The sequence below is a fragment of the Acinetobacter sp. ABJ-A23_2 genome, from assembly GCF_044538765.1.
GTDB lineage: Bacteria > Pseudomonadota > Gammaproteobacteria > Pseudomonadales > Moraxellaceae > Acinetobacter > Acinetobacter nosocomialis_A.
In genome coordinates this window covers 55213-74719 of record NZ_JBIUCP010000013.1, presented here as the reverse complement: position 1 = coordinate 74719, position 19507 = coordinate 55213, and the positions used below count along the sequence as shown (strand labels likewise).

Here is a 19507-nt window from a genome sequence, read left to right as displayed (position 1 = left end):
TCTTTAGAATATAGTAAAATGCTATGCTCTCTAAGCTCCTCTATTTTTTTTGGTTTTCCATATTTATTTAAATATGTCTCTGTTGCATAAAAGCTTCTTTTATACGTGTTTAAAATGAAAGTATTTTGCTCTTCAATATTTTCATCAACTTTTAAAATCACATCAAATTTATGGGGATTGATATGAGTTGAGTGGTCTGAAAACATAAGATCAATTTCAATATGAGGATATTTGATTAGAAAATTAGAAATGACATCTGAAAAGCACGTTTGGATAAAGGCATGTGGAGCACTAATTTTGAGTAAACCTTCAGGGTACTTCTGGTCGTATACAAAGTCATGAGCGGCTAAATCTAACTCTTTCACAATCACTTTGCATCGCTCATAGAACTTTTCTCCAGAGCGAGTTAAGTCCATCTTTCGGGTGTTGCGTATAAATAATGATGTATTAAATAGACTTTCTAAATAAAAAATTCTTTTTGAAACTTGATCTCTCGTAATGCCTAGATTTCTAGAAGCATGACTAAAATTTCCATTCTCAACCACACTTATAAAAGTATTAATACAGTCTATTTTATCCATCAAATTTTAAAGGCTAAATGATCTTGCCGCTAAATTATATGAGGAATATCTGTATATCAATCATTGTATCTTTTTAGAATACAGTTTGTATTTAAATAAATATCTAGTAGTTTACACGGATTTTTGATTTTATATACCGTGAGTTATTTGGGTTTTTAAAGGTTAATAAAATATTTAAAACTATTTAAATTGTCTTATTTATATAAAGATAATTTTATAAATTAGATCATGAATATTGCATATTTTATAAACTTTTATTAATACATGAAACTTATATTTTTTAAATATTAAAACTATGAGATTTCAAAAAGGTAAATAGATGAATGACTTGATTAATAATAACCCAGTATGGGTAAAAAAAATCTTATCAATTCATGGATTGCTTCCGCTACTTCGAGTTGCACTTGTTTCAGCCTATTTAGTCGGGGGAATTAATAAATTCATCGGATTTCATGCGGCTATTGAAGAGCAGGCGAGTTTTGGTTTACAGCCTGCTTGGCTCTGGGCAGCTACAGCGATTTTTATTGAAATTGTTGGTTCACTGCTGGTTATTTTTAATCGTTTTGTCTGGTTAGGAGCAGGGGCTTTAGGCTGTCTAACCGCAGTCGCGATGCTCGTTGCAAACGACTTTTGGAATCATACAGGCCCAGCATTTTTTAGTACGTTTAATAGTTTCTTCGAACATCTTGGGCTCATCGCTGCGTTGGTGATGGTCACCATTCTTTCTAATCAATCTTCAAAATCACAATAAGTTTAAGCATCTCATTTAAACAGGAGCATTTTATGCGTAAATCATTATCAGCATTGCTTTTAAGCACCATGCTAGTGGGCACAAATGTTGCCCTAGTTCCTCAAGTTTTTGCCAAAACAACAACAAGTATAAAAAGTGAGGCGCCCGGTGTAGCCCCCCAATACGATACAACGCATGTTTATGTAAACCCTGAAGACTTTGACAAATTTACCGATAGTTTGGTCGCAACATTCGGTGGCACCAAATCGAAACAAGGTGTTTTCCAAGTCACACCAACACCGAGCCAGACGATGTCTCAGCTTGTATTGACCCCAGTAGGTACATTGTCTGTATTTGGTTTTAAAACCCCAATTCCATATCCGTTTGGTTTGGAAAGAACAGGCTATTTAGTCAAAGATATGGATGCGGCAGTACAGGCTGCTAAGGCAAATGGGGCGGATGTCATTGTAGATGCTTTCCCAGACCCAATTGGACGTGATGCGATTGTCCAATGGCCGGGTGGTGTAAATATGCAGCTCTATTGGCACACGACTAAGCCTAACTATAACCAGTTAGAGACTGTTCCAGAAAATCGTATTTATGTTTCAAAACAAAGTGCCGACTCGTTTGTTAAGAAGTTCGTGAGTTTCTCGCACGGTAAAGTCGTTTCCGATAACCCTAAAGCCGCAGGTATAGAAATTGGTCGCCCAAATGAAACGTATAGACGTATTCGCGTTGAGTCTGACTTCGGCAAAATGACAGTGTTCGTGACCAATGGTCATCTTCCTTATCCGTATGGGCGTGATATGACGGGTTATGAAGTTAAAAACTTATCTGAAACTTTAGATAAAGCCACAAAAGCAGGTGCATCTGTTTTGGTTAATGCTTATAAGTCGGATGGTCGTGAGTCAGCAATGGTGCAGTTCCCGGGCGGTTATATCGCTGAAATTCATGCGTCTATCAAATAATTTATAGCCTAAATGATGGATTGAAATTTGCACTTATGTTGCCTAAGAGCAGTATGAGTGCAAAACCCCAAGTCTCTGCAACGACCTATTTATTACTATGGACAACACTTGATGGCCTCGCATGTTTTTAAAGATAGAACATATCGAATTAAGCACTCAAAGATTTACCTTAAAATAATAAAAATGAGTCTGTTATTAACCAGCAGTTTATTTTTCTACGAATCTGCTTATGCAGAAAATGAAGTCTCAAATAAAAATGCATGTCCAACTCGTCCAAAAATCTCAACGAATCGTTGGCAAGAAAATTGGGATGTTTTAAAAAATCCGTGTGTGCCAAAGAAAATAGGAGACGACTTCAAATATATACCTTTTGGCGATAATAATTATTTATCACTGGGGGCAAATATTCGTGAACGTTTTGAAGTCAATAATAATGCCAAGTTTGGTACTGGAAATAATCAGGCCGATAGCTATTTAATTCAAAGATTACAAGCGCATGCAGATGTACGAATAGGTGATCATTTACAATTATTTACTCAACTCAGTGATGCCCGTGCGTTTGATAAAAAGAATATTACCAGTACCGATCAAAATAGACTCGATATAGAGCAAGCCTTTATTGCATGGGTGAGTCCTTTAAATAATGGAACTTTTAAATTTAGAGTAGGCCGTCAAGAAATGGCTTTTGACTTACAGCGCTTTATTTCAAATAGAGAAGGCCCAAACGTTCGGCAAGCCTTTGATGGCGTATGGTCGGGGTATGAATATGGCGACTGGAGAATTTTAGGTTATCTCACCAGACCTGTTCAGATTGAAAAAGATTCAACGTTTAATGACCACTCAAAAAGCAATTTAAGCTTTAGTGGTTTTCGCGTAGATAAACAAAATGTATGGGATGGCGAGTTATCGGGTTATTACTCGCGTTATGAACGAGATAATGCATCCTTTCCAAGTATTAAGGGCAATGAGGTTCGAGACTTATATGACCTTCGTCACATGGGTAAAAAGAATAATATAGATTGGGATGTTGAAGGCATGCTTCAGCATGGAAAAATCGGGGAGCAAACAATTCAAGCTTGGGCGGTCAGTAGTATTACGGGATACACTTTTGCTGACCAAGCGTGGTCACCTCGTTTAGGGGTGCAGTTTGATATTGCCACAGGCGACAAAAGTACCAATGATAATGAGCTCAATACCTTTAACCAGCTTTTTGCAAATGGCTCATATTTTACTTTGGCGGGTTATAGTGGTTATAGCAATATTATTCACATAAAACCGTCTCTGACGCTTAAGCCTTCAGACAAGCTCACCTTGTTAAGTGCCTTAGGTTTCCAGTGGCGTGAAACTACCCAAGATGCGATTTATTTCCAAGGCAATAACAGCATTGCAAATACCGCGGGGCAAGGTTCGAGCTGGACTGGGGCATATCTTCAACTGAGAGCAGATCGAAAAATTAATTCCAATCTGTCTGTGGCGGCCGAAGGTGTTCACTTTGAGGTTGGAAATACCATTAAGAAAGCGGGTGGTAAAGACGCAAACTATTTAGGTCTTGAGCTTAAATATGGCTGGTAAAACGAGAAGAGTAAAAATATGAGCACAGAATTAAAGCAAACTAAAATTGGGCGTTACCAAAATTTAAACATTGAACTTGTGACTTGGGACTGCACCTCGGCTGAGGTTGAACTTTCCTGTGCTTGTATTTTTGAACATGAAATGGATAACCGTTCTTTTTCTGGTGGTTTGGCACATTTAGATGAAGCTTTAAACGGAAGACTATATGAAATACGGAAAAATAACTGGTTTAGTGCGAAACTCAATGACTCTCTTTTAATAAATCAAACGCCTTCAACCATACAGGCGCCTAAAGTTTTGCTTATAGGCATGGGGGCACCAGAAGATTTCACGATAGAGCGAATCGAGACTGCGATAAAAAGTGCTGTAAGAACAGCGCATCAATTGGAATTCAAAAGTGTGGCATTTGCGCCGAGTCTTTTAGATACAGGTCTGAATCCTCCTACTGGTTTAAATGAACTGATGCTAAGAAGTTTAAAAGAAGAATTAGACCGACATCATCAGCTTTATTTGCAAAATTTAGTCAAAAAATCTGAAATTGAAAAATGGGTATTTGATGCGGGTTTTCAAAATTATGATGCTAAGGCTGAGCAATATATCGCGTCTTTTGCTAAAGTTTTTACTCAAGATGAATTCTGATTTTAAAAACCAAATTCAGTAAAGCATTATGAAAAGGAACATACTTTACATTTAACTGCATTAGCCTAAACGATGCAGTTAAATGATAAATATTAAGAAATTTCTAAAATTTTCTGAGCGATATATAAATCTTGGATCGATAAACCTGAACTGTCATAAATTGTGATTTGTTCTGGTGACTGGCGTCCTTGAGCATTTGCTAAAAGCACATCACCTATATTGATTAAGGTTGCAGACTCATGCGCATGTTGAAATTCACCAATGAGTTTAGACTGAACATTAAGGTCGCAAAATAAACCACTATGTGAAAATAGCTCTGGCGGAAGCTCTTGTTTGCCTTGTTTATCTGAACCCATAGATGAAATATGAGTGCCAGCTTTGACCCATTCCGCTTTAAAAAGGGGAGCTTGAGAAGAGGTTGCAGTCACAATAATATCAGCCTGTTCACAAGCTTCTTTTGCACCCGTAATGTGAAGCTGAATACCTAATGGTGTAAGGCTTTCTGCCATTTTTTCAGCCTTACTTTGGTCGCGTCCTACTATCAAAATCTGTTCGAAATTTCTAATTCTCGCTAAAGCCTCACATTCATATTTGGCCTGATTTCCTGTACCAAATATGGCTAATACTTTTGAATCTTTTCTTGCCAGTGCATGGGTTGCAACAGCATTAGATGCAGCTGTTCGAAACACATTAACTTTGCCTGCTTCGATGGCTGCTGCCATTTTTCCATTGGCTTGATTAAATAATAAAATGAGCGCGTTATGGCGAGGCAGACCATGTTTAGGGTTGTCTTCCCAAAAAGAACCAACTTTAAGGCCAGCCAAATGCTCGGTCGCCGATGACTTAACGCTAAAGGTATTTTTACTATCGGAACCTTGACCGTGAACCACAGGAAAACTTTTAGTGTCGGGTTGAGTTGCAGCAATTAAAGCTTGGTAAATGGCATCATAAGCCAATTCATGATTGATGAGAGCAGAAGATTCAGACTCAGAAATAAATCTCATCATATCTCCAAAAGTTTATTTAAATTAAGGCACGAGCAAGTCGAGAGACGAATAGCATGTAATGCCTATCTATGACGCTTTAAATGACATCATAGATAGACACTGACTTTGTATTAAGCAGATAAAAACTCTACATATTTAGAAATATCAACGTTTCCACCACTAATGATGATGCCTATTCGTTTACCTTTTAACTCATGCTTTAAATTACGTGCAGCAGCAAATCCGAGACATCCTGTCGGTGTTCAACCACCATCTTCATTCTTTCAGCAAAGAACTTCATACAGCTAATGAGGTCTTCATCTTCTACTGTCAAAATATCATCTACATTCTTTTGAATAATAGGGAATGTTAGTTTGCCTAGATATTGAGTTTGAGCACCATCGGCAATGGTTTTTGGCGTATCAATATGAACAATTTTTCCTTTTCTAAAAGACATTTGTCCATCATTTCCTAGAGCAGGTTCAACACCATATATTTTACAGTTAGGCGAGAGCTGGCGAGCAGACAGGGCAGAACCTGCCAATAAACCACCACCACCTAAACATACAAACAGATAATCTAGGTTACCCACTTCTTCAAATAACTCTTTAGCAGCCGTTCCTTGACCCGCAATTACATGAGGATGGTCATAAGATGGAATGAGTGTCAGGCCATTTTTTTCGGCGATCTCTTTTCCAATTTTTTCCCGATCTTCTGTATAGCGATCAAATTCAACAATATCGGCGCCGTATTCTCGCGTTGCTGCCATTTTTGCCGCAGGAGCATCTTGTGGCATAACGATTATGGCTGGAATACCCAGAGTTTTTGCTGAAAGTGCAATCGCTTGTGCGTGATTTCCCGAAGAGAAAGCAACTACACCCGCTTTTTTTTGAGCTTCACTAAATTGCAAAAGCGCATTCATTGCACCACGAAATTTGAAGGCGCCAACACGCTGAAAGTTCTCACATTTAAAAAATACTTCTGCTTCAAACTCATTGTTCACAGTACGTGAAGTTAAAACAGGAGTCTTATTTGCAAAACCTTTTATACGTTCAGCAGCGGCTGCGACATCTTCATAAGTGGGAAGGGTTAAATTTTTCATAATTAAACCTAATGCTATTCAATGTTTTCGGATGCAAGATTTACTATTGCTCAAGCAACGCACAATATACTGACCTTGTTTAGATAAAATATATAGATTTAGATAAAATGTCTAATTTTATTTTCTAATTTGATAACAATGAGATATAAGATTTTGATTTACATTAAGTTTAAAATTAGATAAAAAGTCTAAATTACTATTGTGTGCTTTACGCTAGGGCTTGAAATAGTAAATAAGTCATTTGGAGGAAATACCTTGGGCAATCGTGATAAACATTTACTCACTCAACTAGATACTATCGCGAAGGGGTTAAGTGAAACGTTATTTCCTTTTTGCGAAGTTGTTGTCCATGACTTAACAAATCCTGAGCATGCCATACTCTCTATACATAACAATTTATCTGGTCGAAAAATTGGAGATCCAGCAACTGAGCTGGGCTTGGCTAGAATCATGTCTCCAGAGTTTCCAAACCTCATTTCAAACTATGCAAACCAGTTTGCAGATGGTCGTCCTGCCAAAAGTACATCTATAGGGATTAAAGATGAAGAAGGGCAATATGTGGCCGCTTTATGTATGAATATAGATTTAACCCTATTTAGGGGAATGCAAAGCGCTCTAGACCAGTTCACTAAAATTGAAACTGACAACATTATTGAAAATCTTGAGCCGAATGGTACAGAAGCAATTCGAAGATATATCGATCAATTTGCCTCAAAACATGCTACGACACCGCGTATGTTAAAACTCAATGAGCGAAAACAATTAATACATGAACTCAAGAATAATGGCTTATTAGACATTAAAAAGGCTGTCGAGACGGTTGCTCAGCATTTAGGTATATCTAGAGCAAGTGCCTATTTATATGTGAAGGAAACTTAAAAGCTTTTTCATCATTTATAAAATTAGACATAGTGTGTGTTGTACTTGGTGTTGCATAACCTTTGTGCTTTTTGAAAGGTTACCCATCCAGTTTTTTGCTTTAAAGGTTTTATGGTATTTATCAAAAAATAACTTGTTTAATCGGCAAGCCTCATTTAAATAATTGAATAGACATAAATTAGGTTTGTTATAGCTGTACTAAGGAGGTGGTTATTTGAAGGTATTTATTATTGTATTTATTACCATTTTTTCCAGTGTGGGATTATTTCTGTTAATTGCAGCTCTTCGCTATCGAAAGAATTATTTATCATTGAGTGAGCATGATTATTCATCGTCAGCAAACCCTCATGTTTATGACAATAGCCATCATCATAGCTCAAGCCATTCAAATGATTGTTCATCATATTCGGACTCAGGCAGCTGCGATAGTAGCGGTAGCAGTGACTAAAAAGCCCTTTCATATAAAAGGGCTTTTAGCTGTTTAAGGTAAATCAAACCAAATAAATTGACTGTCTTCAAGTGCATGAATCACGGCATTATCTTCAAACACTAAAGCATCACCAGCTTTAACTTCTTGATCACCAATACGAATTACACCTGAAATTACATGAACGTAATTTACCCGTTTTGATGTTTCAACAGGAAGTTCATTACCTTTTTCCAATACAGCAGATTTTACTTCTGCATTTTGGCGAATGTGCATCGGTGCATTTGCATCAGGCCCTGCAATTAAATGCCATTTATTTGGATCTTTACGTGGGTCCAAATTAATTTGTTGGTAATTTGGCTCGGCTTCTTTTACGTCTGGAATAATCCAGATTTGTAATAGATGGACAGGTGTATCAGTGTTATTGATTTCACTATGCGCCACGCCTGTACCAGCGCTCATGAGTTGCCATTCACCAGCCTTAATTTGGCCTTCATTTCCCATCGTATCACGGTGTGAAATTGCACCATCGAGCACACAGGTTAAAATTTCCATGTTGTCATGAGAGTGCGTGCCGAAACCGTTATGGGCATCAATTCGGTCATCATTAATAACGCGTAATGCACTGACACCCATATATTTCGGGTTATACCAGTTACCAAATGAAAAGCTATGGTAAGACTCTAACCAACCCGCTTTAACATGACCACGATCTTCACTACGATGCAAAAAAGCATTCATGATTTGATCTCCTCAAATTATTATCGATCTCTTGAGGACTATGTTAAACCTGTCGAATCAAGCTAAAAATAGAGTAGATGCAACATATTGTTGCGTTTTTAATATGATGAAATGTCTATAAATATTCGTTTTGAATTTTAGATATAAAAAAAGCCTGCATAAAGCAGGCTTTCTTTTTTTAAAGATTATTCTAAGAATTTAACAGTAACACCAGAACGTACTTTATTACCTAAATCGTTAGCATCCCAGTTGGTTAAACGGATACAACCGTGTGATGCAGTTTTAGAAATTAAAGACGGGTTTGGCGTACCGTGAATACCGAATGATTTTTTACTTAAACCAATCCAGATATTACCTACAGGAGCGTTAGGACCTGGTGGTAAAGAAAGTGGTTTTAAGTTTTTACCTTGTACGAAGTTCGAAGGTGAGTAGCTATACCAAGGGTTACGCGCAACACCAACTACCTTATAAGTACCGGTCGGAGATGGCGTATCAGTACTGCCAATTGTTGCAGGAAATGAGGCAATCATTTGATTGCGGCTATTAAACAGATACAACTGTTTAGCACCTTTATGCGCAATAATTAAATGAATGTCTTCTGGTAAGTCATTGCGTACGTTTGGAACGATAACTTTCTCACCAACTTTTTTGAAGGTTGCTTTCGGGTTTAATTTCTTTAAGAACCCTTCATCAATATGGAACTTTTCGCCCAACATTTCAGTCACACGCGTGTAGTACAAACCTTTCATTTTGGCTTGTAATGCGTAGTCAGAAGGAATTGACTCGGCATATGGACCTTTTAGGTCTGCATCAGTAATCGTGTATTCAATAAATGCTGGTTTTGTTTGTTTTGCAACAAGCGCATCCCAAGTTTCTTTAGTTAACTCGCCAGTAGGAGATAAACCATTCATTTGCTGGAAAGATGCAATTGCTTTTAGGGTGTTTTTACCGCTCATGCCATCAATCGCACCCGGTGAAGCATGCGCGTTATTGAGCATGACGTGGGCACGTGCATAAACTGGTAATTGACCTTTACCAATATTTTCATACCACTCAGCATTATTTAAGCCATCTAATGTCCATGAAACAGCTGGAGCAGAAGTAGTAGACTTAGATGCTGTTGTTGTTTTAGCTGGTGCTGTTGGTTCTGAAGCAGCAATGCCTGAGTCAGCATTTGGGTCTTCAGCTTTTTGCAGATTTTGTAATGTTGTAGACGCTCGATTTAAGTCATTTTGTTCTTGAGCAGTAATCTGTGTCTGGGCTTGAGCTTTAACAGTTGAAGCAGCATCTACAGCAAGCGGATCAATCGGATCTTCTACAGGAGCAGATACTTTTTTAGGAGTGACTGGTTGCTCAGTTGTTGACGCAGCCAAAGCAACATTAGCAATAATACAACTTAAACTCATAGCGAGTAATGAGCGAACAAACATGTAATTCAACCTTAAGAATTTTCATATAAGCAATAGGGTAAGAAGACTGATCCTAATGTTTATAAAATCACCAAAAACGCAATGTGTGCGTATTTAAGTATTGGTGAATTTAAGCATTAAAGGAATATCAATAAACCCGATGTAACATGTTGCAAGTATTGCAGAAAACCGAGCTACTTGCAGTAGACTTTTGTGTAAATATGCATTTTTTAGTAGATTGACAAGTTTTTTGTATGAAATTGAAATTATAAAAACATTCACCTTTTTGATATGATGCTGCCACATGAAAAAGATAGAGATCGGCAATGACGACACTTAAAAATGATCGTTTCTTACGTGCTTTATTACGTGAGCCTGTAGATACCACTCCAATATGGATGATGCGCCAAGCAGGACGTTATTTGCCTGAATATCGGGAAACACGCTCAAAAGCAGGTGATTTTCTATCTTTATGCAAAAATACAGAATTTGCTTGTGAAGTAACTTTACAACCTTTGCGTCGTTACGATTTAGATGCAGCAATTTTATTTTCAGATATTTTAACGATTCCAGACGCTTTAGGACTAGGTCTTTATTTTGAAACAGGCGAAGGCCCTAAGTTTCATAAAACGGTTCGTACTGAACAAGACGTAGCAAACTTACCGAAGTTAAATGCTAAATCTGATCTTGATTATGTCATGAATGCAGTAAGCACAATTCGCTCTGCTTTAGGCGGTCAGGTTCCACTGATTGGTTTTTCGGGTAGTCCTTGGACACTGGCGACTTATATGGTTGAAGGTGGTTCAAGCAAAGAGTTCCGTTTTACCAAGCAAATGATGTATGCGCAGCCGGAAGTTTTACATGCGTTGCTCGACCATTTAGCAGATTCAGTGATTGACTATCTAAATGCTCAAATTGATGCAGGTGCTCAAGCCATTCAAATCTTTGACAGTTGGGGTGGGGCTTTAGCACACCGTGAATATGTAGAGTTCTCGCTGAACTATATGAAAAAGATTATTGCGGGTCTGCAACGTGAAAAAGATGGGCGCCGTATTCCAGTGATTGTATTCACTAAAGGTGGTGGTCAGTGGCTAGAGCCAATGATCACAACAGGTGCAGATGCATTAGGTTTAGACTGGACGACACCATTAAATACAGCGCGTACAACTGTAGCAGGCCGTGTTGCCCTACAAGGGAACCTTGATCCAGCGGTTTTATATGGTTCAGCAGCTACGATTGAAAAAGCAGTGAAAGCAATGCTGGATGATGCTTACGCAAATGGTGAAAAGACTGGCTATGTTGCAAACTTGGGTCATGGTATTACCCAGTGGGTAGATCCAGCGCAGCCAAAAATCTTTGTAGATACAGTACATGAGTATAGTGCTAAATATCTAGGATAGTTTTTTGTGCAATATCTGTTTTTACCCCTTCAATTTATTGGCAAGGCTGTTTCGGCAGCCTTGTTTGGTATTTTGCTATTAATTGCTTTTGCTCTGACAGCTCCGATGGGAAGCCATGAATATATGGGTTTTTATCGTTATGATTATTTACTCATCTATGCGCTCATTATTCAAATTTGCTTGTTGTATTTAAAGCTTGAGTCATGGCAAGAAGCCAAGGTGATTGCTTTATTTCATATCATGGCAATGGTCATGGAAATCTTTTTAACACATCCTGGCATTGCTTCATGGCAATATCCGCAGCCGGCTGTGTTTAAAATTATTACTGTGCCTTTATTTGCAGGCTTTATGTACTCGGCTGTAGGCAGTTTTTTTGCTCGCTCAATCCGTTTATTTCAGGTTTCGTTTGAGAAACTTCCAAGTTTTGGAAGCATGCTTTTTCTCGCATTTTTCTCATATATTAATTTCATGAGTAAATTCTTTATTCCTGATATTCGCTATATTTTATTTGCCTTTAGTGTTTATATTTTCTGGAAAACTACACTTTATTTTCAAATAAATGAACGTAAATTTAAAACCCCGATGCTCCCAGTGTTGTTGACACTCGCATTTGTTATCTGGGTTGCTGAAAATATTAGTACCTTTTATAAAATCTGGGTTTATCCAAGTCAGATTAATGCTTGGCATATGGTGGGGTGGGGAAAACTCGGTTCATGGTATTTATTATTACTACTAAGTTTAGTATTAGTACTTAAAATATTAGGTCATCGAGATAATCAAGGTAATTGGAATTTAAGATAAAAATTTCCTTTTCTCTTTTTATCATATTGTTTAATTTTTAATTGCTAAAAGACAAGCTTATCGTTATCTTTGAAGGGTGTAATAATAATTACACATAACAATACATAAGAAACAATCAATAATGATTTTGGAGATATACATCATGTTAAAAAAATTAGCTTTAGCTGCTTTGTTAGCAGCTGGTTCAAGTGTTGCTATGGCTGATAACGATGTAGGTTGTGGTGTGGGTACGCAAGTATGGGCAGGCAAAAAAGGAGTAGCGCCTAAAATTCTTGCTGCAACAACAAACGGTATTTTTACTAACCAATTATTAGGTATTACTTTTGGTACTTTAGGTTGCCGTCAAGGCGGAACAGTAACAGCTCAAGTTGTTACATTCACAAATGAAAATGCAGAAGCTTTAGCGCGTGATATGGCTGTAGGCCAAGGTGAAAGCCTGAACGTTCTTGCTGAGTTAATGCAAATCAAACCACAAGACAAAGACCGTTTCTTCAAAGTTTCAAAAGCAAACTTTGGTGAAATCTATTCAACAAACAACCAAAACACACTTCAAGTATTGGCATCATTACAAAACGTAATGGCTAAAGACGAAGTTTTAAAAGCTTACGTATAAGTTTGAAATTGAAAACCCTGTCATTTGGCAGGGTTTTTCTTATATTTAATGATAAAAATTGATGAGCTTAATGAAATCAGTTGTTTTAATTTTTGCCTCATTGGCAGTTAATATTGCGTATTCAGCAGAAATAAATCCATCTATTCAAAACTATTGGTCAGTTGCAGAACAAAAAAAATTAGACCAAGACATTACATGGCAACGGCTCATGTATGCCAATAAAAACCATAACAGTGAAGTGAGTTATTCTGGTTATTTTATTGCAGCAAATGGAAAAAATAATTTAAAAGAAGAGTTAAAAGCCGATATTGCGGCATTGTTTACACCTGCACCAGATAATCAGTCAATTCGTTGTAAATTTCCGGCACGTAGTCAGTGGCTTATAAAGCAATTAGGCATTCAAGAAAATGAATTGCCGCAAGTAAAATGTCCTGAGTTTGAAAACTGGATTGGCCAAATTAAGCCTTATAAAGCGACCTTAATTTACGCGACAGATTTTATGGGGAACCCAAGCTCGATGTTCGGGCATACCTTATTGCGCCTAGACCCTAAAGATCAACAGCAGTTAAACCTCGTTTCTTACGCCGTAAACTACGCAGCAACTGTAGCAGGTAACGACAACTGGTCATATGCATGGAAAGGTTTAACAGGGCAGTATCCGGGTGAATATTCACTTATGCCTTACTACCGTAAGGTAAAAGAATATGGTGATTTCGAAAGCCGTGATTTATGGGAATATGAGTTAAAACTATCCCCTGAAGAAACCCGTTTTTTAGTGAGTCACATTTGGGAAATGCAACACGTAAGCTTCCCTTATTACTTTGTGAGTGACAACTGTGCTTATCGGTTATTAGGCTTAGTTGATTTAGTTAAACCTGAGTCTAACTTACAAGAAAAGTTTAATTACGCTTCTATTCCAATGGAAACCATTAAAGCGATGCATCAACAAGGGCTAACAAAAGCACCTGTGTATCGACCCGCTTTAGAAACTCAATTATTGGCCCAAGCTCATCAGCATGGTGCGTCTTTAGCAAAAGTTGCTCATAAAGTAGCAATGATGCCAACCAAGCAGTCTTCTGAAATACTTAAGTCATATAGCCAGCCAGATCAGGCCAAAATTCTTGAGATGGCTTACGATGATTTATATTTGCAATTTATTAGTCGCAAAGTTGAAGAAAACGTTGCTCAACCACAGTTACGCCAGCTTTTGGCTTTAAGAAGTCAGATTGATTTAGATAAACAGCGTCAAGAACCGAAACGACCATCGACTGAGCCAACACAAGGCCATAATGCACGTAATGTTTCGCTAAAACTGGGCAAAGTGCAGGGTGATCAGTTTATCGAGATTGGACATAGACAGGCTTACCATGACTTGATTGATCCTCAAGGAGGGTATCGAGCTGGTACTCAATTGCTCTTTTTAAATGGTAGTGCGCAGTGGCGTAACGATCATCTAAAACTTGAGCATTTTGATCTGTTAGAAGTGAACTCCTATAACCCGATTCAACCTTTTAAAACACCTCTCACTTGGGGATTTAACTTAGGTTGGCGTCAAGAAGCAGTCCATGAAGGCGTTTATAGTGATGAAAAACAGCACGGTGTAGCAAGTTTTAATACCCAAGTCGGCTACAGTGTTGCAGACTATGACCGTAAACATGTGTGCTATGGACAAGTCCAAGCTTATGTTCAAGCGGGTTCAAATTTAGATAAAGGCTGGCGTGTGGGAATGGGCCCAACTTTAGGCTGTATGAACCAATGGTTTGAAAAGTTTAACTCAGTGGTACAAGTTGAGCTGCCATATTGGGAAGACCAAAACCAATGGAACTTACGCTTAAATACACAGTGGCAATATGCCATTAATAGCAACAATGCTATTCGTCTTAATTGGGATTATGAAAAACAAAATCATCTGGACTGGATGAAATCCAGTTTAGGATATGTCTGGTTCTTTTAAATAGTATGTCTATAAAAAAGAGAGAAGTAGATGAAGTCTATTTCTCTCTTTTTGTTTTAGGAAAAGACAATTATTTTTTTATCGCATTCAAAACAGCATAAGCAGCCTTAATACGTTCTTCATTTGGAATACGTTTATTGGTTAACATGACTAAGCCAATATTTTCTTTAGGAATAAATACGACATACGTTCCAAAACCGTTGGTAGAACCTGTTTTATGGTACATCTTAACTGAAGGTTCTTTTGAAATAGCAGTCACTTTATTAGGTTTCATCACGATTTGTTCTGAATTACTGTCTAATAAAGTTTGTAAGGTTGCAGGGTAAGAAAACTCTTCCCAACCAAGTGCCTGATACATGGTGCCCACTTGATAGAAACCTTTGTGAGTTTCATTAATTGCGCTTTGAATATCTGCCGGATATTTTTGTGGATTTAGATTGGCATTAACGAAACTCAGCATATCTGGTAGCGTCGATTTAACCCCATATGCTGGAGCATCGAGTGGGCCAGGGGTAACTCGAATCGGCTGATTTTCTGGGTTGTAGCCAAATGCATAGTTTTGCATTTGAGTTTTGGGCACATTGACATAGCTATGCTTTAAGCCAAGGTCTGGAAAAATTGTCTTTTCTAAGACCTGACTAAAAGGCTGATTCATCGATAGGCCTACAATTTTTCCAAATAGGCCAATACTTGGGTTTGAATATTGTCTATATTCACCAATTGGATTTTTAGGTTTCCAATCTTTGAAAAAAGTTAAAACTTGTTGATCTGTTTGTACTTCATCTGGAAATTGAAGGGCAAGATTACCACTGGTATAGGTGGCAAGTTGAAGTAGGTTAACTTGGTCAATTGGCGTATTTTTTAGTTCTTTCCAGTATTTACTTGGTGTGTCTTCAAAAGAGATTTTTCCTTTATTTTTGGCATAAGCACCCGCTGTTGCAGTAAATAATTTACTGACAGAACCTAGCTCAAAAATGGTATTGCTGTTTACGACTTTTTTATCTTGAACTGATTGCAAGCCATAATACATTTCATACTTTTTATTATTTTGAATAACACCAACTGCCATACCGGGCACATTATATTTTTCTAATAATGGTTTAAAGTTTTGATCTACTAGTTGTTTAATTTCTTGATCTTTAGAGGTGGTGCCTGCATAAATTGAGGTGTTAAAAATAAAAAGAGAAGGTAAAAGTAAGCAAGAAATTTTTTTAAATCGCATGATTAACTCATAAATTATTTAAAAAGAAAGATGCGTACTTTTATAACAAAAATCACCTAATTTAATTGTTATGTTTTATAGAGTTGGGTTGAACTTTATAAAGCTAGCCTATAAAAAAAGCCCAACATGGTTGGGCTTTTTTGTGCATTAACAACCAGATTAGTAGCTTTCTGGTACAGCACTTAAGAATTCACGGCGTGCTTCTTTATCGGTTTTAAAATCTCCGACAAATGAAACTGTACGGGTGGTAGATTCCTGTTTACCTACACCACGCATCATCATACACATATGTGCTGAATCGATGACTACAGCAACGCCACGAGCGCCAGTCACTTCAGCGACAGCTTCAGCGATTTGCTGAGTTAGGTTTTCTTGAATTTGCAAACGACGAGCAAACATCTCGGTAATACGTGCAAATTTAGATAAGCCAAGAACTTTGCCTTCTGGTAAATAGGCAACATGAACACGGCCATAGAATGGGAGAAGATGATGTTCGCAGAGCGAATAAAATTCAATATTCTTCACCAATACCATTTCATGGTTATCTGATGGGAAAACAGCATTATTGGTGACTTCTTCTAAAGTTTTACTATAGCCAGAAGTTAAATATGAAAAAGCTTTAGCCGCACGCACAGGCGTATCTTTAAGGCCGGGACGATCAAGATCTTCACCGACGGCAGTCAGAATATTTGCGTACGATTGCTGCATAGACATAAGAATGTTCACTTACACTGGTTGAACAAAACGGCATTCTACCAGAAAACTATCAAAAGACTGAATTCTGTAGAAAAAGCCGATTATTGTTTGTACTTGGGATTTTTTTCTGCTCGTTTAAGCAGAACGAGAACAGCGCCGGTGCCACCTTGATTTTCAGGTGCACTTACAAATGCCAAAACATCGCGATGTTGGCGTAGCCATCCGTTTACATAGGTTTTTAAAACAGCTTCAGGGCCTTTACCATGCACAATTTTAATGACATTTTGATTTTCATCTTTTGCCATCTGGATGATTTGTAAAACGGCTTCACGTGCTTGTTCAATGGTACAGCCGTGTAAATCCACTGCTTCAAACCAGCGCATTTTACCAGCTTTTAAGTCTTCAAAAACTTTATGCTGAAGGGTAGCTATGCGATAGCTTAAAGCGGCTTGGCTTGCGACCGGATTTAACGCTGCTTGAGTATCTGATAACTCGGCATGTTCAGTATCACGTCCACCTTCAGCGGCTGCGCGTTTTGCTAGTGTTTGTGCATCGACTTTTTTAGCCCGAGGTGGTTTTACATCAGCCACATTACTATTGTTGATGCGTTTAACACCTGCAACAGCCTGTTGAAACAGGTGTGTATCTTCCAATTCTTCAGTCTCAACCTGGGATTTTTTAGTCTCAGGCTGATTTGCGATTTTGCTTGAATGAGGATTGGAGATTTGCTTTTTAAATTGCTTCAATAACTTTTGTTGCTCTTTAGAAAGCGATGAATCTTTATTACTCATATATCTTCATTAAACCGTTTGAGGTTGTCCAAAAAGAGCAGTAAAAGCTTGATCTGGACGTGGTTGTTTCATAAAACTCTCGCCAACCAAGAAGCTGTGAATATCATGTTCTTGCATCATATGCACATCATCTGGTGTCGCAATACCGCTTTCAGTAATTAATAAACGTGAGGCCGGAAGTAACTTTTTCAATCGGATAGATGTATTTAAATCTACATCAAACGTTTTTAAATTACGGTTATTCACACCTAATAAACATTGTTCAGAAAGCTTTAATGCACGTTCCATTTCTTCTTCGTCATGAACTTCAACCAATACATCAAGTTGATGTTCAAACGCAGTTTTAGACATTTCTTCAAGTTGCTGGTCAGACAAACAAGCAACAATTAATAAAATACAGTCAGCATGTAAAGCACGAGCTTCAACTACATTATATGGATCGATCAGAAAGTCTTTACGTAAAGCTGGTAGGGCACAATGATTGCGAGCAATCGCAATATTTTCATCTGCACCCTGAAAGAAATCAACATCGGTCAGTACCGATAAACATGCTGCTCCAGCTTGTTCATATTGCTGGGCAATTTCAGCAGGATTAAAGTCCGCGCGAATAATCCCTTTTGATGGAGATGCTTTTTTAATTTCAGCAATCACACCTGGACGTTTATGTTTTAAAGCATTGGCAAAGCCACGCACTGGAGTCGCAGCTTTTGCTAATTCTTCAACGTCTTGCAAATTACGTTGTTTTAAACGTGCAGCAAGTTCCTCATGTTTACGGTCAACAATTTTACCTAAAATGGTATTTTGAATATTAATCATGAGAATTCCTTAATCTGCCTGAGATTGTTTTAATGTTTTGGTAAATTCAGCCAAAACACTCATTTTTTCTAATGCTTGTCCGCCGTAAATAATATCTTGCGCGAATGTAACAGCCTGAGCATAAGTCTTGGTAATGCCTGCTACATAAATACCAGCGCCTGCATTAAGCGCAATCATGTTTGCAGCTTTTTCACCAATATCAGATTTATTTTTGCTTAAAGCATCTTTAATGAGCTTTAGACTCGCCGATGCATCAGCAACCACTAAACCATTTAAAGTTTGTGACTCAATTCCGACATCTTCAGGGTTAAGTGTCCACTCAGTAACTTCGCCATCTTTGAGTTCGGCAACAGTGGTAGGCGCTGCAAGACTAATTTCATCAAGACCATCTTTTGAATGAACAACCATGACATGTTCGGCACCAAGTTGTTTCATTACCTCGGCAATTGGACGGCATAGTTCATCTGAAAACACACCAATCACAAAGCGCTTTACCCCAGCTGGATTGGTTAGTGGGCCGAGTAAATTAAAAATACTACGAATACCAAGTTCACGACGTGGGCCAGCAGCGTATTTCATGGCTTTATGATGGTTTGGTGCAAACAAGAAACCCACACCCATTTCACGGATGCAACGTTCGGTTTGTTGCATATCTAGATCAAGATGAATACCTGCTTGCTCAAGTAGGTCTGATGAACCCGATTTACTTGAAACGCCGCGGTTACCATGTTTTGCAATGGTCGCACCTGCTGCTGCAATCACAAAGCTAGACGCTGTAGACACATTAAATAAATTTTGTCCATCACCACCAGTTCCCACGATATCAACTAAATGTTTGATATCACTCACATCAATTTTAATCGCAAATTCACGCATGACACGTGCGGCTGCCGTCATTTCGTCAATGCTTTCACCTTTCATGCGTAGGCCCATCATTAAAGCACCAATTTGTGCCTCGGTTGCCTCACCTTGCATGATGCTGCGCATAATTTCTTCCATTTGAGGCTGAGTCAAATGAATGTTCTTGGTAATGTGGTTAAGCGCCTGTTGGATATTCATAGTCATGATTTACAGCATTAATGATTAAAATTTTTAGGTGAAGTTGATCAAGAGTAGGAGGTTCGGCCTATTGCGTTCCATGTTTCACTAGCTACGGGGAGCTATGTTAGCAGAAAATAAC

General features: G+C 38.0%; 19 protein-coding genes and 1 pseudogene. 10 read left to right on the top strand and 10 right to left on the bottom strand.

Features of this window, described 5'->3' with window-relative positions; genetic code table 11:
* Positions 1 to 581, bottom strand: a 581-nt coding sequence (locus ACH63V_RS06830) for a LysR family transcriptional regulator (RefSeq protein ID WP_396463061.1), incomplete at its 3' end; no start/stop codon positions are given.
* Positions 582 to 900: 319 nt separating this feature from the next.
* On the opposite strand from ACH63V_RS06830, the gene ACH63V_RS06825 reads away from it, so the two are divergent.
* The 4 genes from ACH63V_RS06825 to ACH63V_RS06810 all read left to right on the top strand — a co-directional run bounded on the left by ACH63V_RS06825 (position 901) and on the right by ACH63V_RS06810 (position 4490).
* A complete protein-coding gene (locus ACH63V_RS06825; protein ID WP_343569197.1) occupies positions 901 to 1332 on the top strand; it encodes a DoxX family protein in 432 nt (143 codons plus the stop codon).
* A 32-nt stretch (positions 1333 to 1364) separates the two neighbouring features.
* Positions 1365 to 2279, top strand: a complete 915-nt coding sequence (locus ACH63V_RS06820; protein ID WP_004700180.1) for a hypothetical protein — start codon at positions 1365 to 1367, stop codon at positions 2277 to 2279.
* A 111-nt stretch (positions 2280 to 2390) separates the two neighbouring features.
* Complete coding sequence (locus ACH63V_RS06815) at positions 2391 to 3851, top strand: alginate export family protein (RefSeq protein ID WP_396463060.1); 1461 nt, start codon at positions 2391 to 2393, stop codon at positions 3849 to 3851.
* A gap of 18 nt (positions 3852 to 3869) precedes the next feature.
* On the top strand, positions 3870 to 4490 hold the full coding sequence (locus ACH63V_RS06810; protein WP_396463059.1) for a M17 family peptidase N-terminal domain-containing protein: 621 nt from the start codon (positions 3870 to 3872) through the stop codon (positions 4488 to 4490).
* A gap of 92 nt (positions 4491 to 4582) precedes the next feature.
* Here the strand turns inward: ACH63V_RS06810 and ACH63V_RS06805 are convergent, their stop codons facing one another.
* The gene (locus tag ACH63V_RS06805; protein WP_396463058.1) at positions 4583 to 5494 is read right to left on the bottom strand and encodes an ornithine cyclodeaminase family protein; all 912 of its coding nucleotides are present in this window, start codon (positions 5492 to 5494) and stop codon (positions 4583 to 4585) included.
* Positions 5495 to 5607: 113 nt separating this feature from the next.
* A pseudogene (locus tag ACH63V_RS06800) lies at positions 5608 to 6578 on the bottom strand (threo-3-hydroxy-L-aspartate ammonia-lyase).
* A 255-nt stretch (positions 6579 to 6833) separates the two neighbouring features.
* On the opposite strand from ACH63V_RS06800, the gene ACH63V_RS06795 reads away from it, so the two are divergent.
* Complete coding sequence (locus ACH63V_RS06795; RefSeq protein WP_019457749.1) at positions 6834 to 7457, top strand: transcriptional regulator; 624 nt, start codon at positions 6834 to 6836, stop codon at positions 7455 to 7457.
* Positions 7458 to 7777: 320 nt separating this feature from the next.
* Entirely contained in the window at positions 7778 to 7942 is a 165-nt protein-coding gene (locus ACH63V_RS06790) for a hypothetical protein (RefSeq protein ID WP_396463057.1), read from the top strand.
* Here ACH63V_RS06790 and ACH63V_RS06785 read toward each other — a convergent pair.
* The gene (locus tag ACH63V_RS06785; protein ID WP_019457751.1) at positions 7939 to 8625 is read right to left on the bottom strand and encodes a pirin family protein; all 687 of its coding nucleotides are present in this window, start codon (positions 8623 to 8625) and stop codon (positions 7939 to 7941) included. The two genes, ACH63V_RS06790 and ACH63V_RS06785, sit on opposite strands and share 4 nt — an antisense overlap.
* A gap of 185 nt (positions 8626 to 8810) precedes the next feature.
* On the bottom strand, positions 8811 to 10055 hold the full coding sequence (locus ACH63V_RS06780) for a L,D-transpeptidase (RefSeq protein ID WP_263614277.1): 1245 nt from the start codon (positions 10053 to 10055) through the stop codon (positions 8811 to 8813).
* Between the two features lie 305 nt (positions 10056 to 10360).
* On the opposite strand from ACH63V_RS06780, the gene hemE reads away from it, so the two are divergent.
* The 4 genes from hemE (at position 10361) to ACH63V_RS06760 (ending at position 14802) form a co-directional block, all read left to right on the top strand.
* Entirely contained in the window at positions 10361 to 11434 is a 1074-nt protein-coding gene (gene hemE / locus ACH63V_RS06775) for a uroporphyrinogen decarboxylase (RefSeq protein ID WP_004700197.1), read from the top strand.
* A gap of 6 nt (positions 11435 to 11440) precedes the next feature.
* A complete protein-coding gene (locus ACH63V_RS06770; protein WP_311069354.1) occupies positions 11441 to 12235 on the top strand; it encodes a DUF817 family protein in 795 nt (264 codons plus the stop codon).
* A 142-nt stretch (positions 12236 to 12377) separates the two neighbouring features.
* Positions 12378 to 12848: a DUF3015 family protein gene (locus tag ACH63V_RS06765; protein WP_000914197.1), complete on the top strand. Its 471-nt coding sequence runs from the start codon at positions 12378 to 12380 to the stop codon at positions 12846 to 12848.
* 61 nt (positions 12849 to 12909) lie between these two features.
* Complete coding sequence (locus tag ACH63V_RS06760) at positions 12910 to 14802, top strand: DUF4105 domain-containing protein (protein WP_396463056.1); 1893 nt, start codon at positions 12910 to 12912, stop codon at positions 14800 to 14802.
* A 70-nt stretch (positions 14803 to 14872) separates the two neighbouring features.
* Here ACH63V_RS06760 and blaADC read toward each other — a convergent pair whose 3' ends face one another.
* From blaADC to trpD, 5 genes are all read right to left on the bottom strand, one after another.
* Positions 14873 to 16024, bottom strand: a complete 1152-nt coding sequence (blaADC, locus tag ACH63V_RS06755) for an ADC family extended-spectrum class C beta-lactamase (RefSeq protein ID WP_396463055.1) — start codon at positions 16022 to 16024, stop codon at positions 14873 to 14875.
* Positions 16025 to 16183: 159 nt separating this feature from the next.
* Positions 16184 to 16732 carry a GTP cyclohydrolase I FolE gene (folE, locus tag ACH63V_RS06750; protein ID WP_002118643.1) on the bottom strand — a complete coding sequence of 183 codons (549 nt, stop codon included), beginning with the start codon at positions 16730 to 16732 and terminating at the stop codon, positions 16184 to 16186.
* 89 nt (positions 16733 to 16821) lie between these two features.
* The gene (locus ACH63V_RS06745) at positions 16822 to 17511 is read right to left on the bottom strand and encodes a Smr/MutS family protein (protein ID WP_311069351.1); all 690 of its coding nucleotides are present in this window, start codon (positions 17509 to 17511) and stop codon (positions 16822 to 16824) included.
* A gap of 9 nt (positions 17512 to 17520) precedes the next feature.
* Positions 17521 to 18327 (bottom strand): indole-3-glycerol phosphate synthase TrpC, encoded by an 807-nt coding sequence (trpC, locus tag ACH63V_RS06740; protein ID WP_199942815.1) that lies wholly within the window; start codon positions 18325 to 18327, stop codon positions 17521 to 17523.
* Positions 18328 to 18336: 9 nt separating this feature from the next.
* On the bottom strand, positions 18337 to 19386 hold the full coding sequence (trpD, locus tag ACH63V_RS06735) for an anthranilate phosphoribosyltransferase (protein ID WP_396463062.1): 1050 nt from the start codon (positions 19384 to 19386) through the stop codon (positions 18337 to 18339).
* Between the last annotated feature and the right edge of the window lie 121 nt (positions 19387 to 19507).